General features: G+C 40.8%; 25 protein-coding genes. 7 read left to right on the forward strand and 18 right to left on the reverse strand.

Annotated elements, in window-relative coordinates; all coding sequences use genetic code 11:
• The coding region (locus LKJ51_RS05180) for an FtsX-like permease family protein (protein WP_291980154.1) at positions 1-1,520 on the forward strand (1,520 nt) is incomplete at its 5' end.
• Positions 1,521-1,580: 60 nt separating this feature from the next.
• Here LKJ51_RS05180 and LKJ51_RS05185 read toward each other — a convergent pair.
• The 7 genes from LKJ51_RS05185 to LKJ51_RS05215 all read right to left on the reverse strand — a co-directional run bounded on the left by LKJ51_RS05185 (position 1,581) and on the right by LKJ51_RS05215 (position 8,378).
• On the reverse strand, positions 1,581-2,087 hold the full coding sequence (locus LKJ51_RS05185) for an O-acetyl-ADP-ribose deacetylase (RefSeq protein WP_291978405.1): 507 nt from the start codon (positions 2,085-2,087) through the stop codon (positions 1,581-1,583).
• Between the two features lie 40 nt (positions 2,088-2,127).
• Entirely contained in the window at positions 2,128-2,745 is a 618-nt protein-coding gene (locus tag LKJ51_RS05190) for a helix-turn-helix domain-containing protein (protein WP_291978403.1), read from the reverse strand.
• Positions 2,746-3,026: 281 nt separating this feature from the next.
• Positions 3,027-4,940, reverse strand: a complete 1,914-nt coding sequence (locus tag LKJ51_RS05195) for a M13 family metallopeptidase (RefSeq protein ID WP_434737684.1) — start codon at positions 4,938-4,940, stop codon at positions 3,027-3,029.
• 45 nt (positions 4,941-4,985) lie between these two features.
• Complete coding sequence (locus tag LKJ51_RS05200; RefSeq protein WP_291978401.1) at positions 4,986-5,279, reverse strand: hypothetical protein; 294 nt, start codon at positions 5,277-5,279, stop codon at positions 4,986-4,988.
• Positions 5,276-6,571 (reverse strand): DUF2201 family putative metallopeptidase, encoded by a 1,296-nt coding sequence (locus LKJ51_RS05205; protein WP_291978400.1) that lies wholly within the window; start codon positions 6,569-6,571, stop codon positions 5,276-5,278. Before LKJ51_RS05205 ends, LKJ51_RS05200 begins: the two co-directional genes overlap by 4 nt.
• Positions 6,568-7,740, reverse strand: coding sequence for an ATP-binding protein (locus LKJ51_RS05210; RefSeq protein ID WP_291978399.1), 1,173 nt, complete (start codon positions 7,738-7,740; stop codon positions 6,568-6,570). Before LKJ51_RS05210 ends, LKJ51_RS05205 begins: the two co-directional genes overlap by 4 nt.
• A 2-nt stretch (positions 7,741-7,742) precedes the next feature.
• Positions 7,743-8,378, reverse strand: coding sequence for a DNA-3-methyladenine glycosylase (locus tag LKJ51_RS05215; protein WP_291978398.1), 636 nt, complete (start codon positions 8,376-8,378; stop codon positions 7,743-7,745).
• Between the two features lie 64 nt (positions 8,379-8,442).
• On the opposite strand from LKJ51_RS05215, the gene LKJ51_RS05220 reads away from it, so the two are divergent.
• Positions 8,443-8,829: a DUF488 domain-containing protein gene (locus LKJ51_RS05220; RefSeq protein ID WP_291978397.1), complete on the forward strand. Its 387-nt coding sequence runs from the start codon at positions 8,443-8,445 to the stop codon at positions 8,827-8,829.
• Between the two features lie 55 nt (positions 8,830-8,884).
• On the opposite strand, the gene LKJ51_RS05225 is transcribed toward LKJ51_RS05220, so the two are convergent.
• The gene (locus LKJ51_RS05225; protein WP_291978396.1) at positions 8,885-9,202 is read right to left on the reverse strand and encodes a DUF7671 family protein; all 318 of its coding nucleotides are present in this window, start codon (positions 9,200-9,202) and stop codon (positions 8,885-8,887) included.
• A 115-nt stretch (positions 9,203-9,317) separates the two neighbouring features.
• Here LKJ51_RS05225 and LKJ51_RS05230 point away from each other — a divergent pair, with 115 nt between their 5' ends.
• Entirely contained in the window at positions 9,318-9,959 is a 642-nt protein-coding gene (locus tag LKJ51_RS05230) for an NAD(P)H-hydrate epimerase (protein ID WP_291978395.1), read from the forward strand.
• A 56-nt stretch (positions 9,960-10,015) separates the two neighbouring features.
• Here the strand turns inward: LKJ51_RS05230 and hisS are convergent, their stop codons facing one another.
• From hisS to LKJ51_RS05245, 3 genes are all read right to left on the reverse strand, one after another.
• Positions 10,016-11,293, reverse strand: a complete 1,278-nt coding sequence (hisS, locus tag LKJ51_RS05235; RefSeq protein WP_291978394.1) for a histidine--tRNA ligase — start codon at positions 11,291-11,293, stop codon at positions 10,016-10,018.
• 156 nt (positions 11,294-11,449) lie between these two features.
• Entirely contained in the window at positions 11,450-12,625 is a 1,176-nt protein-coding gene (locus LKJ51_RS05240; protein ID WP_434737685.1) for an MDR family MFS transporter, read from the reverse strand.
• Between the two features lie 267 nt (positions 12,626-12,892).
• On the reverse strand, positions 12,893-13,513 hold the full coding sequence (locus tag LKJ51_RS05245) for an LVIS_2131 family protein (protein ID WP_291978393.1): 621 nt from the start codon (positions 13,511-13,513) through the stop codon (positions 12,893-12,895).
• A 220-nt stretch (positions 13,514-13,733) separates the two neighbouring features.
• Between LKJ51_RS05245 and LKJ51_RS05250 the strand changes: the two genes are divergently transcribed.
• Positions 13,734-13,934, forward strand: a complete 201-nt coding sequence (locus LKJ51_RS05250; RefSeq protein ID WP_291978392.1) for an LBP_cg2779 family protein — start codon at positions 13,734-13,736, stop codon at positions 13,932-13,934.
• Between the two features lie 58 nt (positions 13,935-13,992).
• Here LKJ51_RS05250 and LKJ51_RS05255 read toward each other — a convergent pair whose 3' ends face one another.
• Positions 13,993-14,928 carry a LacI family DNA-binding transcriptional regulator gene (locus tag LKJ51_RS05255; protein ID WP_291978391.1) on the reverse strand — a complete coding sequence of 312 codons (936 nt, stop codon included), beginning with the start codon at positions 14,926-14,928 and terminating at the stop codon, positions 13,993-13,995.
• 337 nt (positions 14,929-15,265) lie between these two features.
• Between LKJ51_RS05255 and LKJ51_RS05260 the strand changes: the two genes are divergently transcribed.
• Together LKJ51_RS05260 and LKJ51_RS05265 are read left to right on the forward strand one after the other, a co-directional pair.
• Entirely contained in the window at positions 15,266-17,233 is a 1,968-nt protein-coding gene (locus tag LKJ51_RS05260; protein ID WP_291978390.1) for a LysM peptidoglycan-binding domain-containing protein, read from the forward strand.
• 244 nt (positions 17,234-17,477) lie between these two features.
• Complete coding sequence (locus LKJ51_RS05265) at positions 17,478-17,789, forward strand: ArsR/SmtB family transcription factor (RefSeq protein WP_291978389.1); 312 nt, start codon at positions 17,478-17,480, stop codon at positions 17,787-17,789.
• Between the two features lie 58 nt (positions 17,790-17,847).
• Here LKJ51_RS05265 and LKJ51_RS05270 read toward each other — a convergent pair whose 3' ends face one another.
• The 6 genes from LKJ51_RS05270 to LKJ51_RS05295 form a co-directional block, all read right to left on the reverse strand.
• The gene (locus LKJ51_RS05270) at positions 17,848-18,081 is read right to left on the reverse strand and encodes a hypothetical protein (RefSeq protein ID WP_291978388.1); all 234 of its coding nucleotides are present in this window, start codon (positions 18,079-18,081) and stop codon (positions 17,848-17,850) included.
• 175 nt (positions 18,082-18,256) lie between these two features.
• On the reverse strand, positions 18,257-20,236 hold the full coding sequence (locus tag LKJ51_RS05275; protein WP_291978387.1) for an ABC transporter ATP-binding protein/permease: 1,980 nt from the start codon (positions 20,234-20,236) through the stop codon (positions 18,257-18,259).
• 126 nt (positions 20,237-20,362) lie between these two features.
• Complete coding sequence (locus tag LKJ51_RS05280) at positions 20,363-21,043, reverse strand: ABC transporter ATP-binding protein (protein WP_291978386.1); 681 nt, start codon at positions 21,041-21,043, stop codon at positions 20,363-20,365.
• A 10-nt stretch (positions 21,044-21,053) separates the two neighbouring features.
• Positions 21,054-22,115, reverse strand: a complete 1,062-nt coding sequence (locus tag LKJ51_RS05285) for an ABC transporter permease (protein ID WP_291978385.1) — start codon at positions 22,113-22,115, stop codon at positions 21,054-21,056.
• A 5-nt stretch (positions 22,116-22,120) separates the two neighbouring features.
• Positions 22,121-22,639: a TetR/AcrR family transcriptional regulator gene (locus tag LKJ51_RS05290; RefSeq protein WP_291978384.1), complete on the reverse strand. Its 519-nt coding sequence runs from the start codon at positions 22,637-22,639 to the stop codon at positions 22,121-22,123.
• A gap of 153 nt (positions 22,640-22,792) precedes the next feature.
• Positions 22,793-23,806: a zinc-dependent alcohol dehydrogenase family protein gene (locus LKJ51_RS05295; RefSeq protein ID WP_291978383.1), complete on the reverse strand. Its 1,014-nt coding sequence runs from the start codon at positions 23,804-23,806 to the stop codon at positions 22,793-22,795.
• Between the two features lie 354 nt (positions 23,807-24,160).
• On the opposite strand from LKJ51_RS05295, the gene LKJ51_RS05300 reads away from it, so the two are divergent.
• Positions 24,161-25,768 (forward strand): Nramp family divalent metal transporter, encoded by a 1,608-nt coding sequence (locus LKJ51_RS05300; RefSeq protein ID WP_434737686.1) that lies wholly within the window; start codon positions 24,161-24,163, stop codon positions 25,766-25,768.
• The last annotated feature ends 343 nt before the right edge of the window (positions 25,769-26,111 follow it).

The raw sequence follows: 26,111 nt of genomic DNA on the forward strand, positions 1-26,111 counted from the left end.
TTGGACATATCTCTCAACCATGGCTCGTTCCGTCAGCAATTGTCAAAACAACTACTTTAACCATTTGTTTTTTCGCCTTAATTACGATTATTGACTTGATTAAACTTCACCGGTTAACACCTAGTCAACTTTGGCATCCCGGATCCACCAACCCCAAAAAGCATGGTGTTCTCTACTCACTTGCCGGTATTCTTGGCTTTGCACTTTTAATCTGGGCATACTACATTACTCTAACAATTAAGCCAAAAATTTCCTCCATTTCACATTTCCTTTTCGCCGTAATTCTCCTAGTGATTGGGACCTACCTGCTGTTCATCATCGGCAGTATAATCTTCCTGAAACTCCTCCAGAAGAACAAGAAGTTTTACTACAAGCCTCGTCACTTCATCGCTATTTCTGGAATGATTCAACGGATGGAACAAAATGGGGCAAGTCTTGCTACAATTTGTTTGCTCTGTAGTTCAATTTTGGTAATTCTCTTTACCTCAATCACTCTTTATGTGGGAATCAGTAGTACGGTTAAGTCGTATGCGCCAAAAGATGTCGTTATTACCAATACTAAAGGGTTAACTAAGAGCCAAAAGGCGACGATTAATTCTACAGCCCAACAACATCACGCTAAAATCAATCACTACTTAGCATATAAAATGTCAACTCCACAATACGGTTACTGGCATAACAACCGATTTATCAGCCAAGGCAGTCTCCAAAAGATGAATAACAAGACTAGCGGTTCAATAATTCTCTTGACGGCTAAGGAATATAATCGAATCACTAATCAGCATATTCATCTCACAGATAAGCAGGCACTGACTTACACAAATAGTAAGGGGCGTCATGGGAAAATTATTGTTAATGGTCATCAATACCAAGCAAAGAAACTCAATCACTTTGCTCAACACTTCAATCCTGACCACAGTATTTACACGCCAACCTTTATTATCGTTAACCAACTGCCTAAACCATTACCATTAACAACCGTTACCACTTTTAACTATCAATTAAGGGGTAATCAAAAGCAGCGAATAAAGTTTGAAAACGACTTACAGTCAAAGCTAGCAATCAACAACCTCGCGTTTACGGGAAAAGCGACGATCACATCATTAATTAATGGTCTTTATGGCGGTCTGGTTTTCGTTGGAATCCTCGTTAGTTTAGCCCTTGCGATTACGACAACAATCGTTATCTATTTCAAGCAAATCTCTGAAGGATACGCTGACCGAACAAGGTTCAAGACAATGCAACAAGTTGGTCTTAGCGAAAAAGAAACCGTTAAGAGTATCCACAGCCAAGTATTGATGGTCTTCCTACTACCAGTAGTTGGCGCAATTATTAACCTTTGTTTTGCTATTCCAGCAATTCGGCAAATTATGATCCAGCTTAACTTCTACGATCTTCCATTAATGATTACTGTTGGGATAATCGTAGCTGTCAGTCTTCTTGTCCTTTACCTTATCCTTTATGGGCTAACTACCAGAACATATCGGCAAATTGTTGATGAACCAATTGCAGAAAATTAATTTTATAAACGAACAACCTCTTAATATGCAGACATCTCCGCATACTAAGAGGCTGTTTGACTATTTATTAATTTCCTTTTGATAAGCTGCATATGTGGTTGGATCGAAGCAAACCATCGTGACTTCATCGATCACATGATCAGTCTTAAGGAAGTCACGAATTGTCGTAACCGCAATACGAGCAGCACGATCTAACGGAAATGCATAAACTCCGGTACTAATTGAAGGAAAAGCCACTGTATGACAGTTGTTTTCTTCCGCTAATCGTAAACTATTACGATACGAATTAGCCAATAATTCGTCTTCTCCATGGTTCCCACCATGCCAAACTGGTCCCGGTGTATGAATAATATACCTAGACGGTAAGTTAAAGCCACTGGTAATCCTTGCCTCTCCGGTTGGGCAGCCATGGAATCTCTCACAAGCGGCATATAGTCCTGGTCCTGCAGCCCGATGAATTGCACCATCAACACCACCACCGCCCATTAGCGTTGTATTTGCCGCATTGACGATGGCATCTACACGAACCTGAGTGATGTCTCCTTGAATTGCTTTAAGTCGACTCATTTATTTCCCCTCCCCTGATAATTATTAATTACCAAGAATTCTATTGACTAATCTTAGTCTTAAATTGTGGATATAACCAAATCGTAGCAGTAATGCAAAAGCTTACTAAGATGCTTCCGGTAAGCTTTCCAAGCTCATATCCTAGTTGATAGTGAATATTCCCATCTAATGTTGAAAGAGTTAGTCTAAATTCCATAATGGTTAACACCAACCAACAGGTATAAAAGCCATACTTCATTTTAAGACTTTTCCAGTTAATGTAATTACATAGTACCCAAGTATTGAAAATTAACGCTAAAGCAATTACGCCAGCGAACTTATTAATAATTGGAATATTAACTAAACTAAAATGTAATACCGCCATAATGGAAATAATCACATTGACTCCGTAACTAACAATAAAGAACCGTTGCTCTTTTTTATTCATTTCATGTTCTTGCTTATAGTTATCAATCATTTCATGATCCTCCCGTAACAAATCATCTAAACTTACCCGATAAAGGTCGCTAATCTGCACTAACATAAAAATATCTGGATAACTTCGACTATTCTCCCAACTAGAAATTGTTTTCCGTGAAACATCTAGTCTTCCAGCAACTTCTTGCTGTGTCCAATTATTCTTCTGTCGATACGATTTCATCTTTTGTGCAAAGTTCATTAACATTTCTCCTCTACCGATGTCAAATTAATTTCCCGGGAAATAATTCTTGATTCTAAGATACCTGCTGAGAGAATAAATGTCACGCTAAGATTCATGGCATTTTAAAAGGTTCCGCTTGTCTAATTACACAAGACAAGCGGAACCTTCTATATTCTTTTCGTAAATGTGCTTGTAGGTGACTTGCTAGAGCTAGCAACCTCCTTCCTAGGCGCAAGTCGCCTTCGTCAGGAGAAATTGCTAGCTTTCCGCAAGTCCTTCGCTGGCTCACACTCTCCTCTTCACCATATTTTCACCCTCTCCTCAGGGGCTTTGAACATGGGGTCGTTGGGTTGGATGTTGAAGGCGGTGTAGAAGTCGTCAAGGTTTTCGGCTTGAACGTTAGCCCGGAGTTTTTGTGGAGCATGAACATCGATTGAAAGTAATAGTTGTTCATACTGCTTAGTGGCTTTCATTCGCCAAATAGTTGCCCAATTAATAAAGAACTTTTTGGCATCAAAGTCGGCTTCTTGCTTAGCGGCTTCTAAGGCACAACTTAGGCCCCCAGCATCAGCAATGTTTTCGGAAACGGTCAATTTTCCATTAACCTTTTGCCCAGCGAATTCAATCCCATCAAATTCTTTGATCATCTTTTGTGCCAGCTGCTTGAAATGGGCGGAGTCTTCTTTTGTCCACCAGTTATTGAGGTTTCCTAATTCATCAAAGAGGGCACCATTATTATCAAAGGCATGCGAGATTTCGTGAGCAATTACCGCACCAATTCCCCCGTAATTTTCACTGCTACTTTGTTTAAGAGAATAGAATGGTGCTTGTAAGATCGCAGCCGGGAAGACGATGATGTTCTTAAATGGGTGGTAGTAAGCATTCACGGTTGCAGCACTCATTTCCCAACGCATCCGGTCAACTGGTTTATTCCACCGACCAAACATTTCCCGATTTGCGACAATATTTGCTTGGTTCAAATTAGCAATTAGTGATTCACCCTCGTCAATCTTGATCTGATCATAGAGTGCGGGAATCTTATCGGGATAACCAACCTGAATTCCAAGTTTATCCAACTTCAAGATGGCCTTATCACGGGTCTTTTTGCTTAGCCAGTCATTATTAGCTAACCGTCCCTTGTAGACCTTGATCATTTGTTCAACCATGTGGTGGACGTCTTCCTTGGCTTGCGGGCCAAAGTACTTTTTCCCGTAATAGTCTCCCATTACTTGGCTAAAGACGTCTCGAGCTAGGTAGTAAGCAAACTTCCGTTGGTTAATTGGCTTCTTACTACCAGAGAGGGCTCGACTGTACCGGCCATTAATTTCCCGCATTTTGTCATCAAGGTAACTAGCATTGGCCCGAATAACTTCAATTAGTGCCCAGCTCTTAAATAACTCAAAGTGATCCTTCAAAATCCCATCAAGGGCTTTAAAGTATTCTGGTTCGGTTACGATTACCTTTTCAGGAGTCGTCTTAACCAACCGCTTAATTACTTCTGCCAAATCAAGTTGATCAGTCGAACTAGCTAACTCTTCAACAGTTCGTGGATTATACATCTTACTGTAATCAGCTGCTTCTTCTGCACTCTTGACGTTTGGTGCAAGTAAGGCATCAAACTTCTTAGCATTTTCAATATGCTTAGTAGCCTCGTCTTTACTGTAACCTAACTTATCCATCAAAGTGGCAACCATTGATGACCACAGTTTCAAGAGTTGGTCGTGTTGCTCTTTCTTATCGTCTTCATAATAACTTTTATCTGGCAAAATTAATGAAGGAGCTGAAGCAAAGAGGGCATAAACAGTGGCATTCTTCATATCAGCGTCAATATCAAAAACAACAGGTGATGGCATCCCCGCCATAATCCAATTCCGCCATTGTCCTTGATATTCATCATATGATTGCAGTTCTTCAACACTAGACAACATCCGTTTAAGGGGCCGTGGACCAACCTTCTTCCGGAAATCAAATTTCTTGGCGATCCGGTATAACTTTACCATCTCGTTAAACCGTGAATCATCACTCTTTTTCTTTCCATCTGCATATGCATCAAGGTCATCCATGAGTTGCTTATCAATCTCATCTACAAGATCATTAAAGCCCCCAGTAGCTGGCTTATCATCAGGAATCTTGGCTGTTTTTAACCATTCCCCATTAACCGCATCATACAGATCCTTTTTTATTTCTTGTTCATTCACTGTCACGCTCTTCATCCTCCTTATCAGTCATAATTCTATTATACTATTTTTAAGTAATTTCTAACCATTAAACGGCTTTAGTAGCTCAAACCGCGCAGTCGCACTAAACCATTGAGAATGCTGAGTTAACAGTTGACCCACCGCCTGATAATCATCGAGATTAACATTGCCAATGATTAAGTGGTGGTGCTGTAATTGACGGGCAAAAATCACATCTGCTGCCGTAACCCGATCCCGGAACAACATTTGATCGCCGAGATCCCAATCAACATTAAGAAGCTTCAAAGCCCGCTGATATTCTTTGGAATGGGTTAGGATGTGCTTCATTACCGCTGGTTTTAATAGTTCGGTCATATTATCCTCTTTCCTAAATTAAGAACGCGGCCAACCGGGTGTTTTACTGATAGATCAGTTACCGCACCAGTTAATAGCCAATCAACATGGTGAAAATTATACGAATTAATGCTTTCTTCACCCCAACCATCGGTCATGATAATTACTTGCGAAGATGTTGGATTAACTCGCTGATTGTGGAGAAAGTCAAAAATACATTGGAAACTCGTTCCACCACCCCCAACACGACGGAACGTTACTCGACCACCATTAATTAATTTTTGCCGTTGCTCTGAATGGACTTGGGCATCAAAGGGATATATTTCTAACGGAAGGTGCTTATTACTTGCTAATCGACTGAGCTGGCTTAACATCCCTTCGAGTTCATCATCAGTAACTGAGCCAGAATTATCCACAAAAGTAAGGATCCGTGGAACTAGCCGACTAACCGTTCCGGGAAGCTCCATCCGCCATGGCTGTCGTCGATTAAATCGGTATACTACTTCTTCTCGACCAGCCGCAATTGTTCCAAATTGATAACTGATTACCTGTTGCCAATTAAATTGGTCTTTCTGTGATGGTGTATCAAGCATCGCCACAACATCACCAGGTAAAAGTCCCCGATCCTTCTTCGGGGTATTCGTCCAAGCTTGGTGAAGGATCTTTTTAATTTGTGCTAATCGTAACTGCTGATTGCCTGGAAGAAGCTGACTTTTACCTAGCTGCCACCCCTGATGCGTTTCCTGACGTAAATTAGCGTCCTTAACAGCCGGATCAATTGAAATACTATTTCTACCGGTGGTCCGTAACTTTTGCTTCTCCTGATCCGACAGACTCAATAATAGGTGAAGGTAATCACTTGAATCTTGATAAGGCGGCACTCTTCGTTGCAACTGACGCTCTAGTTTTTCTAAAGTCATTGTTTTTCGGGGTGCTTCCGGTAAATACTGATTCACCGCAATATCCGTTGCTATTTGAACCAACGCTGGCGTCGGTGAATCCGCATACCGTAACGGGTGCTGCCACAATAAATGTAACGCCTCATGTTCTAAGAGAACCACTACTTCATCGCTCCGTAATTCAGCTAATGGAGTGGGCGCGATCCTTATTTCAAGCTGATTTTCCCGCCAAGAAAGGCCAAGGATAGCATCTTGTTCTTGATCAATTTTTCTGGGCACCTGCAACAAGATTTCTCCAAGAATTCGTTGGCTCTGCAAAACCTGAATAATTGCCTGTGTCATGACCTGATAAACCAGAGCATAATCTTGCGGATTTCGTCGTAATTGCTCAAGTAATTTTGCTAACTGGTTCATTCGCCCTTATCTCCATAAGTTGCGATCTGCGCACCGGTCTCGTATAGTTCGGCAACTGCACCCTCCGGATTATTCTTAGCAGTATCATACATTTGGTTCAGTAAATCATCATTCTCCCCGACTTGCTGAACAAGTGCGTACTGACCATCGGGACTGATATCCGTCAAATAGGAACTGAAACTAGCTGCTCCTTTATCCTCAGCTAACGTTTCTGGGTACTTCTTCACCCATTCACGCAGGAGCGATAACTTATCCGCTTCTTCTAACTGTTGAAAATCGTTCTCTAATTCAGCGTGGCTAATCATATCGCTAACTCGCAGTCGCACTCCATGAGCTTGAACAAACTTAGCAAATGAAACACCAATTTCCGTCCCTAGATCTCCACTAAAGAGGTCGGGGGCAAGTTGGGCCTGCATTTTCCCGGAAAGTTGCTGTAACTGGTCAAGATTTTTTGATACTCGTTCCCACGCTCGCGGGGTTGGGGTTAGATCTGAACCAAATTGATGTGGTTGAACCAGTCGACTAGAATAGCGGGTTAGGTAATCAATTACTAAGGGATTAACCTGTGAACGGTGATCATTTCGTGGCCGCTTTGCCCATGCAAGCCATTCATCAGTTGAACTTGTCATTACTAAGCGAACAGTTCGATCCTTAATTGCAGCATCCCCGGTTGAGACTGCATACTCACTATTTTCAAACCCCTCCATAGTATTATCGGGATTTTCAGCAATCACAATTTTTACCGTTTTTGGTAACCGAAGGCTGTTAATCTGCCGTTGCAAAACCAAATTCATTAATTCACTCTGGACCGCTTGGGGACCCCGATTAAATTCATCAAGAAACCAAATAATTATTTGTTCGGGATTCTCTTCAGCATAACGGACAATCGACACTAATGTTTCTGAATAGCCGAATTGAACATTGGCCAACCGACCATGTTCTTTCGTCTCAACAAATGAATCACTTGTTAGTGGAGGAACCGGGATTGCCAAGTCTCCCTTTTCACTTAGGCTCACCACTGTCGTGAATAACTTGGCTTTCATTTGTTCCGCGACTTCTTTAACCAATGCCGTCTTTCCTAGCCCCGCTTCACCAACAATACTGGGAACATTTCCGGCCCGTAGAACTAGCGGGATAGTAACTAAAAGCTGTTGATACGTTAAGGCCAAGCCTATCCCTCCCATCCATAATTTGCTAAGTTCATTTCTCGTTTACGGAGTCCAGAAACATAAGGATTCCCCTTTACATAAAAACGATATGGTTTTCGGCCGTCCTTACCTTTAAGATTTACTCCAATCCTGCTCGTTGTGGTAATTTCTTGTGGCTGACGACCACCTGTAATTTGGATCGTTAGCGGACTGGTTTCTAAAGGTTTACCGTCCAAAGCTCGAGAATGAATTCCCAGGGCTTGAACTAGTTTGGCAGGTCCATTGCTAATATTAAAACTGGTCATCCCCCGATTGGCAGCCATCTGTTTCTGGTTAATTGTTGGCTCTAAACCACGAATAAGCACTCCCTGCGGTTCCTCGGCATCCTGAACAACCACGTCAAAGCAATAATGACCACGAATCTGATAGAGGTAAATATTTCCCGGGTTACCGTAAAGGGATTCAGAATAATTCGTTCGTCGACCGTTATACGCATGCGAAGCGGAATCATTTTCACCAAGGTATGCCTCAGTTTCAACAATCAACCCACCGGTTTTAGTCCCGTCAGAATTAGTATAAATAATCTGCTTTCCTAGTAGTGACTGGGCGATCTCTTCGGTTGGTCGACCAGTAAAGAACTGTTGATATTGTGTCAGCATCTTTGATTCCTCCTCAATTTGTACTATCCTAAAGGTATCACTAAATAGAAGGCGATTCACTATTATGAAACTAAAGTTAGAGAGAATTTATACCAAGCCAGCCGATTTAGATGGTTACCGAATCCTCATTGACCGTATTTGGCCACGGGGAATTTCAAAGGAAAAGGCCCATCTTGATCGCTGGATGAAAGAAGTTGCCCCAAGTAGTGAACTTCGTAAGTGGTATGGTCATGACGTTGCTCGTTTCCCTGAATTTAAGGAACGCTACCTAAAAGAAATCGCAGCCACTCCTTCTTACTACAACACGTTACGGGCAATCGTTCAGGAAGAGTTAAAGTCACAAAACGTCATTCTCCTTTACGGTGCCAAAGATGAAGAGCATAACCAAGCAGTTATTCTCGCGGATAAACTTGCTAGTGATCTAAATACGGAAGTTCAAGTAATTAAATAAAAAGTGGAGACCCAGATTCCTCAGATGAGTTCTGGATCTCCTTTTATTTACCGTGTTATTCCATCAATTTCAACCCCTGTTGCAAAACATCATCATCCACAAAAGTTGTCAAAAACCTTTGTAGTGGTGTTTCACTGTGACGATCCTTAAAGGCCATCGGTTCAGCTGCAACGATAACGGCGATCAGGTTATTTTCCGTCATCATTAGTTGACCAGGGCGTTGATACTTTCCTTTAGTATGCTTTCCAGTTCGCCAAATGTGGATCTTGGCTTCTCCCTGCTGATCGGTCTTTAGTTTATACTTACCATTATCGTCCGTTTCAACCGGAATACACGTAAACCGCTGAACCTCATATTTTCCCTTTTTACTCAATTTCCTTTTCCCCCGAACTTTTATTAAACTACCCATATTTTACCGTTGTCCCATTACATACATCAACAGTAAAAGTGCTAAGCTAGAGTTAGATTATATTCAGGAGGTTATTATCATGGCAAACGATGCAATTACCGCTGAACAAATGCGGCACTATGATTCATACACAATTAATACAATCGGAATTCCGTCACTCGTCTTAATGGAACGGGCCGCTTTGGCTGTTCGTGATGAGGTACTAAATGCGTTCCCATTGAACCTACAAAATGTCGTGGTTGTTGCCGGAAGCGGTAATAATGGTGGGGATGGATTAGATGTTGCCCGTCTCCTTCATATTGCTGGCGTTAAGGTTACTATTCTGAATATTGGTAATCCCGACCACGCTTCCGATGAGCACCAAGTCCAAGATCGGATTTGTCAGTACTACAAAATTCCTCAAACAACTGATCTCGGTGTTCTCAATGATGCTTCACTAATCGTTGATGCTCTTTTCGGGATCGGTATTGACCGTCCAGTTGAAGGAAGTTACGCTGACGCAATCAAGGCAATTAATGAAAGTAATGCTGTAGTTGTTGCTGTTGACATGCCTTCTGGAATCAATACTGATACCGGAGAAATAATGGGAGTTGCTGTAAAAGCTACTACTACCGTCACTTTTGCTATGAATAAAGTTGGCTTAACAAAAGCTGCCGGGAAAGATTACGCTGGTCGAGTTGTTATTGCCAGTGATATGGGAACGTATAAGGTTGATGATTAACTAGCTAGCGCCCTTATTTAAAAATCTCCTGAGGATAATCCTCGGGAGATTTTTTACTAATGTAAATATTTTGTTGGTTCTGCAACAAAGTCAGCAATCTTAATATCTTGCGTTTCTTTAGTTGCGGCGTTCTTCAATTGGAATTGACCTTCATCAACTTCCCGTTCACCAAAGACTGCAAAGTACTTTGCATTTCGCCGGAAGGCTTCCTTAATCTGCTTCCCTACCTTAACGCCGCTGTAATCCTTGTCAGCAACAACGCCCTTATCACGAATTTGGTTCAAAATCTTAAAGGCAAGGGCATCCCCATCTTCGTTTGCACTAGCAAAGAAGACGTCCAGTTGATCTTTAGGAGCGAAGTCTGGATTTTCTTGTTGGAGAAGAAGCATCAACCGCTCTACTCCCATTCCAAAACCAATTCCTCCCTCTTCAGGACCGCCAAGTTGGTTAATAAGACCATTGTAACGACCACCCGCACAAACAGTAGTGTAGCCACCACCAAATACTGGTGAGTCTGACATGATTTCAAAGATTGTGTGGTTGTAGTAATCTAATCCCCGAACCATGTTAGTATCAATCTCATAGTCAATTCCTAATTTCTTTAATAGGGATTGTACTTGGTCGAAGTACTGTTGTGATTCATCATCTAAGTAGTCAAGAATCGATGGTGCTTGAGCAACAATCTTTTGGTCACCAGCATCCTTACTATCCAATACCCGTAATGGGTTCCGGTACATCCGTTCTTGAGAATCAGAACTTAATTCGTCGTAGTGAGGCTTTAAGAAGTTAATTAATGCTTCACGGTAGTCTTCCCGAACCTGCTTATCACCCAAAGTATTGATCGTTAGCTTAACGTTAGGAACACCAAACCGCTTAAAGAGTTGCATTGCCATTGCGATTACTTCAACATCAATTTGTGGTGACTCGTTGTTTAACGCTTCTACACCAATTTGGTGGAATTCCCGTTGCCGACCTGATTGTGGTCGTTCATAACGAAACATTGGTCCCATGTAGTAAACCTTGTATGGCTTTGGGTATTCTGGTCCGTACAATTTATTTTCAACGTAAGCCCGAACTACTCCAGCGGTTCCTTCTGGCCGCAAAGCGATGTGTCGATCTCCCTTATCATGAAAGTCATACATTTCCTTTTCAACGATGTCTGAAGTATCACCAACATTCCGTGAAAAGACATTATAATCTTCAAACATTGGTGTCCGGATACCACGATAACCAAATTGGTCAAACACCTCTCGAGCAACGCCTTCTACCTTTTCCCAAAGGTTAGTTGTTCCTGGTAATAAATCCGCGGTTCCTTTTGGCTTTTGGTATTCCATACTAGTTCTCCCTTCAAAACAAAGCGCCCTCCTAAGACAAACAGCCTTAGAGGGCGACTAATAAATTAAATCGTCTCTCTATAATTAATTCTTAAACTTAATTGTTCTAATTATTCATGTGTGATTTTACCATAGCTAGCAGACTTTTGGTACCTTTCACCGGCTCTGTTGGTGATGAATATGAAATAATTTAAGGCCCACAAACATCAACGTTATTAACATTAACGCAAAAACCGAAAGAAATAGCTCCTGATAACTGCCGTTTTCAATTATGTAACCACCATATAAGGGACCAATCGCCCGTCCCACTGAGATGACAATATTATATAGTCCCTGGTAGTGTCCCGCGTTTTCTGTCCCAGTTAACTGGGTAATCCACGCGGGGAGGCCCGCAAAGCTTAACGTTTCACCAACCGTTAAAACCACAAAATCAATCACAAACTCCGGTAAGTTCTTTGCAAAAATCAAGAAGAAGAATGAGCTTGCAAAGATTAGAATCCCCAACACGATTTGTGTCGATAACCGCATATAAGGGCTTAACTTATTAACCAGTGGCTGACCGATAATTATGATAATCCCGTTCAGTGTCCATAACATACTGTAAGCATAGAAAGGAATCCCCATGTTTGTCATGTGGACAGCCATCACACTTTCCCAAAGTGAATAACTAATGTGGATTGTCATGACGTTAATCAGGATTAGGACTACCAGCATCATCATTTTTGGTCTTCCCTGAGTCTTCCCCGTTGCTTTGGTTTGCTGCTTTGTCCCGCCTTTCACTTCAATATTGAAAGTTAGCAAGACCATCATCGTTAAAGCAACATAGAAGATCGCAGCAACACTAAATACCAAAACTACACTAATTGGGAGTAGGATCCCGACAAGAAGTGTTCCGAGAACAACCCCAATATTAAATGCCATGTAAACATAATTAAATACGAAGCGGGCAGGATGATCAGTGACAGCCGTTCCATAGGAGTTAATAATCGTCATGTTAACCCCATCCCCAAAACTATTGATGACCATTAAAAGTGCATACCACGGCCAATCATGGATAAAAATCAACAAAACTATTGGCAGTGTTGAACAAATCACCCCTAACAAAGCCGTTCGATAAGAACTCCAGTGATCGAATAGCCAGCCACCACTATAGTTACCAATCATCATCGAAACTGATATCAAGAGCATCACAATCCCAGCGGTAGTTAACGTTTGTCCTAAGTACTTATTAACGTACATCGTCGTTAACGGCCAGATAAATGCAGCTCCAGTGTTATTTAGCAAACTCGCCAAAGCAATCCATTTTAATTGAACTGATTTTTCTTTTATCATTCGTTTATTTTTCAAACTCCCCCAAAAATAGAAAGAGAGTAGGACAGAACTAGCTTGTCTAGTTCGTTGTCCCACCTCCGTCGACGCGTAGCTAGCCTATTGGAAGGATGGCTACGACGCGAAGCTAGCCTACTAGGAGTTGGTCAAATGCTGATTTATCAACGTTTGAACTGCCAGCCAGCTACTGCGCTGTTGTATTCTTATATTTAAAATAGTTAAGAGACTGGGTTAATTCCCAGCCTTAACTTTTAAATACAGCAAAAGTTACTAACGTTCAACAATCATATTCTCTTGCGGTACCCGAATCAGTGTGTAGCTAGAAGCAACATGATTGGCTCGAAGACTCAAACCGTTTAATGGTGTATTCCGGTAGTGTCCCGTCATTACCGCAGCAAATGCATGTCCGGATTCGTTATCGATCTTCTGTAACTTTTTCTCGTTCCAAGGCAATGTTGTTGCTTCAACCGGAATAAGGCGAGCTCCATCACTAATTGAACTAAAACGGGAGCTAACCATGTACTTTGAATCATTTGCCCAGTAAGTGTAAGAAACAATTGGTCGTTTTCCAGACGTGCTCCGCTTAGCGAGAACATAGTAGTAATCATTTCCCTGATCGTGCAATTGTAGCGGCTGGTACTTTGTTGATAAGCGTACTCGTTGCTGATTATTATAGTTAACTGGTTGAATAAAGCGGAGGTAAACCAATCCACCTAACCAGATAATAGCTACTAGACTCATAATTACATACTGAGTAAATAGCCTGCCATCAAACCTTTTTTTCGTTTTTGCAATTAACATTAATTGCTTTACACGAATATAGTGAATAACAAAAGCTAAAAATCCGATTCCTAAAAGCCACATTAACCAGCCTAGCCAGTTCCAACTCATAATTTTAATTCTCCATTTCTTCTCAATAGGTTTATATTGATTATCACACAAAAAGATGTCCTTGTCCGCTCACATCAATAAAACTTAAATATTTATTCCATTTCATTTTCACAAACTATGATAAACTTAATTTTGGCATCAAGTTAAAGATTGTCTTACAATATAGATAGTGAATTTTAAATTAACCACGCTATGTGCACTAAGGGGGGAAATTTATTTCATGGATAATTTGAACGAAATTGCCCAAGAATTAATCAAATTTGAACGTGAACACGATATGAACGATAACCAGGTTGCTTTTGGTAGCCACTTGTCTGTTGAACGGATTCACGATATCAAGTCTGGAAACAGTGAAGCAACGGACGAAGAAGCAGAACTGATTGAACGGTTCATGCAAAGTAATAACAGTAAAGAAGAATAAATTGTTGATAATAAAGGACCCTAGCATTCGAATGTTAGAGTCCTTTTTTGGATATAACCTATGCCCGAAATTTAACTGGTAAAGTTACTGACTTAACCTTTTTCGTTGGGTTAGCAACCCGTTCAAGTAATGTTGAAATTAGATTTTCAGCAAGCGCGTGAATTGGCTGAACAACTGTTGGTAATTGTGGTGCAATCTGACAAACAAGTTGCGAACCATCATAACCTGTAACAAAGAAGTCATCGTTTAGCTTATAACCGCTTTGTTGGTATTGAGCAATGATCTCTAATGCTTGGATATCGTTTGAGGCGATTACACCATCAAATTTGTCGGCAAATTTTGTTTTACCGATTTCTTCCTTAGCTAGGGTTACAAAGTTCTTGTCCTGACGGTTCAAATAATCGACTACCCCTTGAAGACGGTTCAACGTTGGTGAAACTGAAGTATCCTCATCAACAATTACGGCCAACCGTTTCACCTGGTGTTCTACCATAAATTGGGCAGCCAGCTGTCCACCACGGTAACTATCCTCAGCAACAATCGGGATATTATCAGAAAGGTAACGATCAAATGAAACAATTGGGGCCGTTAATTGTTGATATTCCTCAATCCCAAGATTATGTGAACCTGAAATAATGCCGTCAACCTGATTGGCAAAAAGCATGTTCAAATACTCATGCTCAATTTCCCTGTTTTCGGCGGACGAGGCAATAATCGTTTTATAACCCTTTAGGAATAACTGGTGTTCCAACTCATTAACTAGTTCCGCAAAAAAGGGGTTAGTAAGGTTTGGAAAGATCAAGCCGATAAACTTCGAAGGCTTCCCCTGCATCGCTCGTGCTAAAGCGTTTGGCTGATAGTTCAACTGACGCATTGCTTGATGGACCTTCTTGATGGTTTTCTCACTTAAAGAACTATAATTATTGATTACGCGTGAAACGGTCGTTACGGAGACCCCTGCTAACTTCGCCACGTCTTGTAGTTTAGCTACCATACTTTTTCCCCAATCTTTTTCAAACTGTTTTTCATTATATCCTAACATCAGATGAATGAAAGAAATAAAATTATTTTAAGTGAACGACTTTTAAAATAATGTCAATTATGATCAACTAACTATATTTCAACCTTTCAATTGATAAGAAAGGTTTGTTATTATTTTTGTTATGATGATAATTGTTAAAATTGCTTGCTCTTTTTATCCATAAATGATATTTTTTACTTAGCTTGGAATCTTAATAACTTCTTAATAAAGTTTACTTTTTATTACTTTTTAATTATTGTTCGATTAGCTGATAATTTTTCAAGAATCTTATCTAGGGGGAGTTAGAATAATGAATCGTTCGGAACTAACAAATTCGACAACGCATTACAAGATGTATAAAAGTGGTCGAAAATGGATGTTCGCCGGTTTAACCGCAGTCACCTTATTAACCGCTACTGGTGCTGTAGCTCATGCCGATGAAAGTCAACCAAATAGTAACGCCACTGAGGTTACTGCTAATACTAACTCTGGTAGTAACAACGCTAATAGCAACTCAGCAGATTCTGCCGCAAGTCAAAGTGCTAACAGTAGTAATATCACTGCTACTACCTTAGCATCCAATGTCAAAGTCACCAGTAGTGCAGTTAGTGATGCCAGTGCCGCAACTTCAGCAGTCAGCTCTACTTCTTCGAGTACCGCTACTGCTAGTTCTGCACCAGCAAGCAGTGCTACTAGCTCAACTGCTACTCCACAATCAGCAGTTGCTTCAGCAAACACAACAGCAGCCTATGCAGCACAAGCACCTGCCTCGGTTAATTTAAATTCTCTTCACTTTAGCAACAATGCCCACTCACAACAATTCATTCAAAGTGTTGCTCAAGGGGCAATTGATGGCTGGAACCAATACCACGTTCTTCCTTCAGTTACTGTTGCTCAGGCGATCGTTGAAAGTGGTTGGGGCCGTTCTAGCTTATCCACTAGCGCACATAACCTTTTTGGAATTAAGGGCTCTTATAACGGTCATTCCGTAACCATGCGAACACGTGAAGTATACGGTGGTCGTTCTGTTTACGTTAACGCTAACTTCCGTGCTTATGCCAATAACTCTGAATCGGTTGCTGATCATGGTCGTTTCTTAAACGTTAACAGTCGTTACCGGAACCTCCTTGGTGACACCAACCCTGCTTCAGTTACCCGTAAGCTTCAACAAGACGGTTACGCAACTGATCCTAGTTACGCTAATACTTTAATGAGTATTATCCGTTCAAACAACTTAACCCAACTTGACTCAGTTGCTTTATCCGGAAAAGTTGTTATTAATAAGAACAACAACGGTGATAACAGCAGCTACAATAGTGGAAGTGCAAGTACAAGTAATACTGGTTACTACACTGTTCAAGGCGGTGACACCCTTTCTGGAATTGCCAACCGGTTTAGCACAACGGTTAACCACCTTGCTTCACTAAATGACATTAGTAATCCAAACCGGATCTATGTTGGTCAACATCTTCTTGTTCGGCAACAATCTACCCCACAAATTAACACTTCAACAAGCACCACAACTAATGCTAGTTCCAGTTCATCTAACGCTAGCGGAACCTACACTGTTCAATCAGGTGATACCCTCTCTGGAATTGCTAATAAGTTCGGAACTAATTACCAATCCTTGGCTAGCCTCAACCACATTTCTAATCCTAACCGAATTTACGCTGGTCAAGTATTAAAGTTAAGTGCTAACACTAGTGCTCCAGCTCAAAGCCACCAAACAAGCAATAGTAATACTTCTGCTGGAACTTACACCGTCAAAGCTGGTGATTCACTTTCAGCAATCGCTTCTCGACTCGGTACTAACTACGAAACTCTGGCACGGTTAAATAACATTTCTAATCCTAACCGGATCTATGCTGGTCAAGTATTAAAGTTAAGTGCTGACGCTTCTTCAACTGCTGTAAGTCATAGTGCTTCTATTTCTACCTCTTCCGCTTCTGGTTCATATACCGTTAAGGCTGGTGATTCATTATCAGCAATCGCCGCTCACTACGGGATGAGTTATGAAACATTAGCACGGTTAAACAATATTTCTAACCCTAACCGAATTTACGCTGGTCAAACTTTAAACCTAGGTGGTCGTGGCTACACTAGTCACCGTTCTGCAGCTGCTACATCATCAAACCGTGGTGGTTCATACACCATCCAGTCTGGCGATACCCTTTCCGCCATTGCAGCACGTTACGGAATGAGTTACGAAACTTTGGCACGGATAAACCACATTTCTAATCCAAACCAAATTATCGCAGGACAAAAGATTGTTCTCTAATTAATAACTAAATCATTAACAAAAGGAGCGTGAAAATGAAGTCATAAATGACTTCATTTTCACGCCCTCGCAAGCACAAATAGGGCTTCAGTGCTCGGATTTTCCGAGCACTGAAGCCCTATTTGTGTACTGCGTCGTGTGTTATTTCATCTAGGTAATATAATTTATGTCACAATCCCTTTTGTTATATAATAGAATTATACACATATTGGGGTTTTGTTTAGATAGTGAAAAGAGTGATTACATGATTAGCCAGACGGGGAGAGATTTTAACGATATCAAGGAAATTAGTCAGCTATTTAAATTATTGGGGAATCCAAAACGTCTCCAGTTATTATACCTACTAATTCAGGATTCAATGAGTGTTACGGAGCTTAGTCAGCGAATGCATTGGGAACAATCAGGAGTTTCCCACCAATTGCAACTACTGCGGAAATTTAATCTCGTTGAACAGAAGCGAGAAGGCAAGACGATTATTTACCACCTTGAAGATCCCCACGTAATGACATTAATCGCAGATGTCTTATCACACGCTGAACAAATAATTCATCGATAAAAAGTAAGAGACGCAGAACTAGACGTTTACCTAATTCTGCGTCTCTTATCATTTTTAACTAAACAAACTTAAGTGCGACCTGATCGCTACTAAGGACATCTTTAATCGTGACTTCTTCCCCATCGTGAAATTCGTCATCAGCTAGCCGAAAACTCGGATGGCTGTGAGCATAAAATTTAAAATAATATGTTGGTGCTGTCTTTAAATCCTCCACTTTCAATACCCCAGTGGAGCCGTCGGAACAATTAAATTCTTGAGTTACCTTATCATCTTGAACATAAACCGTCGTCATTTTAACACCTCCACACTATATTATAACTCCATTTCGGTTAGCCTAAAAATATTTTTTACATTTTATGGAGAAAATAGCCATTTTCCAGTAAACCGTATATTATTCAACGAAAAACAACCAATGATCAGGGCTACTTTAGTCCTTGCATCACTGGTTATTTCCTCTTTATTCAATTTTAATCTGCCGCAAGAGCATCGATTGGATTTAGTTTAGCTGCCCGTCTTGCTGGTAATAATGCCGCTAGGAATGAAATAATCAACGCTATAACAAACGCAAAGACAATATTACCAAACGTGATTTGAATGATGTTGTACTTAATTAACGGGTACAAACCATGGTTAATTGCTAACGTCGCAACAAGAACGATTACTAGAGCTAAGATTGCCGAGAAGAAGCCGATAAACATTGATTCTGAAGTAAACAATCGCCGAATATCCTTCTTCCGTTCACCAAGTGCGCGTAAAATACCAATTTCCTTGGTCCGTTCCGAAACTGACATATACATTGTTACGATAATCATTAACGCGGAAACTAATAGTGAAATTCCCGCAATTGCAGCAAGGAGGGTTGAGGCTAACTTAACATAGGTATTAACCGTCTTCAAAATAGACCCGACCGTCACTGCACCAAGAATTCGTTTGTCCTGGCCATCACGTAAGTTGTTTATCTTTCCGGCAACGGTTTGTACTTGGTTAAGATCCTTAACGTTTACAGAAAGAAAATTAGGCTGAGGACTACCATTAGCCTCACGAATCATCTTTGTAATTGTCGAAGTATTGAGTGCAGTCCGAACACTGGTCCCATTAGAAATCCCCGCTACCTTAACGCTTCCTTGAGCTTGAACCGGTTTACCAGCCTTATCAACCCAGTTAAAACTGATCTTGACCGTCTTTCCAACTAACTGTTTGTACTTCTTAACCCCATTTAACTGGATTGCCTGCTGCTTAGTCAGGACAATTTCACCATCTCCAGGCTTGTGTCCTTTAATAATCCCGTGGGTAGTCATTGCATTAGTCCAACTATCCATTGATGCCCCACTCTGTTGAAGATCCTTATACGATAACCGATAACTTGGCAGGGTATAGCCTTTTTCAACAGAAGAAACTCCCGAAATTTTCTTTACTCGGTTAATCTCACTTTGTTTAATAAACATCGATTGGGGATCTGCCATCATATTCTGCGCCGACATTTGTAACTGATCCTGGGTCATCTTTTTCCCGGTTGTGTTCTTCAATATGGTAATGCTTCGTGGGTTGGCAAGTGAGTTAATTTGGCTTTGAATATAGCCATTAACCCCATTTCCTAACCCGCTAAACAGAAGTACAGCAAAAATTCCAATCGCAGTGCCAAGCATAATTAACGAATTTCGCCAGAAGTTATACATCAGGTGCTTAAATGACGTCCGGTAACTAGCAATTGCTGGTAATTCCCGGGATTCTAGTCGTTCTAAATCTTGGGGAACTGGATAAGCTGGTCGTAACCTTTGATCACCATCAATCTTTCCATCGGCAAGGTGAACAACTCGAGTACCATGATCAGCTACTTCTTGGGAGTGGGTAACGGCAATTACCAATTTCCCGTCCTTAGCAATATCATCAAGAAGGTTCAATACTTCTTTGGTATTTTCAGAATCCAAGGCTCCCGTTGGTTCATCCGCAATAATCAACTGGGGATCGCTCGCCAACGCCCGCGCAATCGCTACTCGTTGCTTTTGCCCACCAGACAAATGATTCGGATGCTTATTAACCTGGTCTGCTAGGCCAACACGTTCAAGCAACTCTAAGGCCCGCTTGCGCCGAGCAGTCTTATCTAATGTTGTCATGTCTAAGGCAATCAAAACATTATCAAGGACCGTTAAGTGGGAAATTAGGTTATAGGATTGGTAGATGTAGCCGACGGTTGAGCGCCGATAGTTATCTAATTGCTTTTCCTTACTGTGATCAATTAATTTACCATCGACAATTACTTTTCCCTCAAAGTTGCGGTCAAGTCCACCAATGATGTTCATCAAAGTTGACTTACCCCCACCAGATTCACCAAGGATGGAAACAAATTCACCCCGTTCAAAAGAGAGGTCAATCCCTTTAAGAACAGGAAATGCTTGTTTATCTAGGTAGTACGATTTGTGAATGTCCTTTAATTCTAAAAAGGCCATGAGTTCCTCCTTATTTTCCGAACTAAATGCTTACTAATTGTTAATTATACCAATATCTTCCCTCTTCAAGAATTAGCTGATAACAATCTAAAGCAAATCTTATTATCATCTTCGGCTCACTACTTGCTATTCCTTCTCCTGCAGTAATTTTCCGTCATTCAATTGGTAAATTTTGTCGGCAAATTGCTTTAAGCGAAGGTCATGAGTAACAACGATTACCGCTTTATTTCGTTTGACAGCTAACTTTTTCAGCAAGCGGCCAACCATCTCAACACGTTCACTATCGAGTGCAGAAGTTGGTTCGTCAGCCAGAACAATTTGCGGTTCAGTATATAGAGCACGAGCAATCGCTACTCGCTGGTTTTGACCGCCAGACAGTTCTGCTGGGTATTGTTTTAAGAGTTTTTCGATGCCAAGCTCCCGCAACAACTTTTGAAGCTCTTCCTGGTTCAAATTCCCCTTTGCCTTCACTTGCTGCACTAGCTTAAATTGATCGGCAATTGTTAAATAAGGTAACAGGTTATACGATTGGAGCACAAAGCCGATTTTATTTAGACGGAACTGATCACGCTTCTTACTTGGTAAGTTTAAAAAATCTTGACCATCAATGATTACTTTCCCACTGTCCGGTGTCTGCAATCCCCCAGCAATTGTCAGAAACGTGCTCTTTCCGGAACCTGATGGGCCAAGAACTAAACATAATTCACCGAGATTAGCTGTAAAATTAACATCTTTCAACACGTGAACTTTGCCGACTCCCTTGCCGAAAGACTTATTCACGTTTTCTAGTTTAATTGCTGTTTCCATATTTTTCTCCTTAATTAAGCGCTTTGACTGGATCAATCTTAAGGATTAACCGTACGGGAAGTAATGCCCCGAGCATCCCTAAAACAATCATCACAACTGATAAGCCCAAGATTAATGGCCAGTTCATCAAGATTGGCACTGTTGTTGGTAAGAGTAGTGAAGTTAATTCAGTCAGTGCAATCCCGCCAACATCACCAACAAAAACCAGGATCACTGCCTGAGCCAGCGTCGAACTAATTAAGTGCTTTGCCGGTACCCCCTGAGCCCGGAGAACCGCAAAGTGGGCCATTTTCTGCATCGTTAAGATATACAAAAAGACTGCAATAATTATTAACGAAATTACCATCAAGAAGGAAATCATAAAGAGGAACGTTGTGTTCTGCGCCCGGTATCCCGGTAACTTATCAATAAACTCCTTCACTGTATAATGTGCTAATTTAGGCTCCGCACTCGTCTCTTGTGTATCGTCACTAAAGATTCCACTAGCAACAACCGAACTATCTACTTCCTTTAGTTGCCGCCACGTCCCTAAATTTCCATATGCAATTGGTGCAATATTTAGCTTGGCGTTTTTAGCAAACCCAACTACTTCAAATTCTTGTGATAAGGAATTTAGTGTAACCTTTTGTCCTAAGTGGTACCCTTTCTCCTTCAAACTCTCATCTAGAACAATTTGTTGGTTATTTTTTGCTTGGCGACCACTGACTAGCTTCAATTTGTCTTGATAGATAAATTGGCTTGGATCTAGCCCGACAAACTGGATACTTTCCTTGTTACTTTTCTTTCCCGCTGTTTCGATTACTACTGGCGTTGCCCCAACTAGGGCGTCATGCTTTGAGAGACCCTTGATTTGATCTTTCGTAATCATTGATTGACTAAGGCTATCGTTACTATTCTTATTTAAGAAAACAGTCTGGGTGTCCCAAGACTTGATCGCCGCAGTATTCTCATTCGCTAAACCAAGCATTAACCCCATTAGAATAAGCATTAAATAACTAATGAGGATAAACATCGCCATGATTAATCCGTAACGAAACTTTTCGTGTAAGATTTCTTTAATTGCTAGGAACATTTTAGTCACGCTTCCTTTGTAAGAGCCTGAATTGCTTCATAACATTGATCAATAATTTTCTCTTCTTTTTCTGGAGTCTCTAGGCTTTCCTTAATTGCTTCGTGACTGAGCACCATTACTCCCCATTCACGACCATTCTTAGGTTGTGGGGTGTTTATATGATTGGCCTTAACTAGACCCTCATTTACCTGAAAATGGAGTTTAACTAGATCACGATATGGACTACCGTTAACCACATCTAAGAAAGCTTGGATCTGGTTTCTGTACTCCTTAGCACTAAGCATCTGCTTGCTACCTGAAATCTTCTTATGAATATCGCTCATTGCTTGCTGATAGAGATAGTTATATGCATCATGTAAATCATCAAAGTATTTGTAAAAAGCGCCACGAGCAATCCCCGCACTTTTGACAATCCGTGCTACTTGGGCATCAGAAATACTGTGATTACTAAACTCAGTCAGTAGCGCTTGATTAATCTTCGCTTTTTTTGGTTCGTTTAAATTGAGAAAAGTTGTGCTTGGCATTTTTCATTCCTCCAGAGTGACATCGTGTCACTAATTGTTAGACTAACTTTATCATTTAAAGTGACACCGTGTCAACAACTGAAATTAAAAAAGTGAGGCCAATAATTAAATTCAGCCTCACTAATAATATGAGTAATATGTTAGTAGTTAGATTTATGCTTCTTCCCCTGCTAACTTAACAACAGCCTTAGAAACACCCTTAATCCGGCCATTTACAAAGTCATCAACTTCTTTAAGGTCGAATTCGTGAGAAAGCAATGGTAATACATCAACCTTACCTGAACCCATCAATGCAATTGCATCTTCAAAGCAGTAAGGGTTAATGAAAGCCCCTTGAATAGTTAATTGCTTTTGGAATACTTCATAACTATTAATGGAGAACTTGTCGTCTGGGTTACCAACACCAAACATCAATACTTGACCACCACGTGCTGCTGCTTCAACAGCTTGTTCTTGAGTTTCTGGACGACCAACGGCTTCAATTACGATGTCGTAAGTATCATTAGGGATCTTTTCACCCTTAGCGGTATTGATTGTCTTAGCACCGAACTTGTCATGGTTCAACTTCAACTTGTCTTCTGAGAGGCCGCTCAATGTAACTTCTTCTACCCCTTGAGCAAGAAGAGTTTGAACAAATAATTGACCCATGAAGCCGTCACCGATAACCAATACTTTTTGGTATGGGTGTAATTCAAGAAGGTCAACACCGTGAACGGCACATGAAAGTGGTTCAGTAACAGCGGCTGCCTTTAATGAAAGACTGTCAGGAATAGGGTAAACAACTTTAGCTGGTGCAGTAAAGTAGTCTTCAAACCCACCATCACGGGTAACACCAACAGCATCAAGGTGTTCACAGAGTTCTGGGCGTGAAGTCCGGCAGTACTTACATTCACCACAGTAGATGTTTGGGTCAACAGAAACACGGTCACCGACCTTAACGTTCTTAACTTCTGAACCAACCTTAGCAACAACACCGGAGTTTTCATGACCAAGAACAATTGGTGGAACAGCATCAGCTGAACCTGGTAAACCAGCGTAAAGCGCGTGATCGGTTCCACAAATACCGGCATAGGCAGTGTGAACTAACACTTCATCAGGTTTAACATCTGGCATTTCAACATCTTTAACTTCTAAGTTCTTAACAGCAGTTAATACAAGAGCTTTCATTCCATTAATACCTCGCTTGTGAAATATTTCTTTTAAGTTATGTGTTTGATTATAAATGAATAATCGCCCTAATGTCAACCGGTTGTCATAGTTTTGTTTATCTATTAACTACCACAAACACTATTTTAAAAATAATTAACCTCTTTTATTATTTTTAAATTTTATTTTCGATTCTTTGAAAGCGGTTGTAATGTTATTAGGTCAACCAAATTTTCACTTTAGTTCTTCCTCATTACGACGATAAACGCCGTTAAATCGGCAATCTTCCGTTGTTATGCATTATTTTTTATGTTACCCTAACAAAGTAATCAATTTAAGTTAACCATTGTGTCCAATTCGTGTTAACAAAAAAAGATGAAAGGTGGATTTGGCGTGGACAACACAAAAAATCAACACCGTAAGCATCATTTAATTGAATATGCTAACGGTAAGTCTCTAGAAGAGATCAACGGAACTGTCAAGGTTCCACATGGTAAAGGTTTCTGGCGAACATTATTCGCTTACTCTGGCCCTGGTGCATTAGTCGCCGTGGGTTACATGGATCCTGGTAACTGGGCTACCTCAATTACCGGTGGTCAAAGTTTCCAATACACCTTAATGACTACTATCTTGATTTCAAGTTTGATTGCGATGTTACTTCAATACATGGCAGCTAAACTCGGAATCGTGAGCCAAATGGACTTGGCCCAGGCAACACGGGCCCGTACCGGTAAAGCATTAGGTGTTATTCTTTGGATTATGACTGAGTTAGCCATTATGGCGACTGATATTGCCGAAGTTATTGGTGCTGCGATTGCCCTTAACTTGCTATTCCATATTCCGTTAATTCCATCAGTATTTATTACCGTTCTTGATGTTTTAGTATTGCTATTATTAACCAAGATTGGATTCCGGAAAATCGAAGCAATCGTTGCCTGCCTAATTTTAGTTATCCTATTTGTCTTCGCTTACCAAGTTGCTTTATCACGGCCTGATTGGGGTGGCGTATTCATGGGCTTGCTACCATCAGCTAAGGCAATTGCCCAACACCCAGAAATCGGTGGAATTACTCCATTGAGTGGTACGCTTGGGATCATTGGTGCGACCGTTATGCCCCACAACTTATACCTTCACTCCGCAATTTCACAAACTCGGCAACTTGATCACAACAACCTTGATGAAATTCGGCAAACTGTTCGTTTCACCACTTGGGACTCAAATATTCAGTTATCATTAGCATTCATTGTTAACTCACTCTTGTTAATCATGGGTGTTGCTGTCTTCAAGTTTGGTGCTGTTAAGGATAGTTCATTCTTCGGTTTGTACGACGCACTGAACAACACCTCAATGCTCAGTAACCCAATTTTAATTGCCGTTGCTAAATCGGGTATTCTTTCAACATTGTTCGCCGTTGCCTTATTGGCTTCTGGTCAAAACTCAACCATTACTGGTACCTTAACTGGTCAGGTAATCATGGAAGGGTTCGTCCACATGAAGATGCCATTGTGGGCTCGTCGTCTTGTTACGCGGATTATCTCCGTTATCCCTGTTCTTGCCTGTGTTGCAATGACTTCTGGTGATTCCGTTATCCAACAACACACCGCATTGAACCTCTTGATGGAAAATTCTCAGGTCTTCTTGGCCTTTGCCCTACCATTCTCCATGTTGCCACTTCTAATGATGACTAACAGTGAAGTTGAAATGGGTGAGTTTAAGAACCGTACCTGGGTTAAGATTTGCGGTTGGATCTCAGTTATCGCATTAACGTTCTTGAACCTTTACAACCTTCCTTCAACTTACGAAGGCTTTGATATTTGGTCAAAGGGAACTTCTGACGTCCTTGCCTACCTCACCATTATCGCTATTCTTATTCTCTTAGCTTGGACTTGCATTGAACTTTACCGTGGTGATAAGCGCTTTGCTGCTGAAGGTAAAGGATTCGGTCAAAAAGAAGAAAAAATGAAGGACACAGCTAAAGATTAATTATTCTTTAGCAATCCGTCACAATTTCTTCATGACTTGTCTGTATATTAGGAAGCATAAGATAACTCTTATATCTTTTCCTCCCTAAATAAAAGTAATGATTAAAATTAGGGGCTGGGTTTATTCCCGGTCCCTAATTTTTATTGTCAAATATCACTAAAACGGTTAATTATTCGGTAAAATGTTATAATATATCCTTGAAAATATAAGTCTCATATTTGACTCTGAGGTGAATCCATTGAATAATCAAAACAATAATGAACGCCTTACCCGTGTTCAACTATACGATTCAAATAACAAGCAACGCCGTCCTGGTAAAGGTGGCAAGAAGCCAAGACTGCCT

The sequence above is a fragment of the Limosilactobacillus sp. genome (assembly GCF_022651205.1).
Classification (GTDB): Bacteria; Bacillota; Bacilli; order Lactobacillales; family Lactobacillaceae; genus Limosilactobacillus.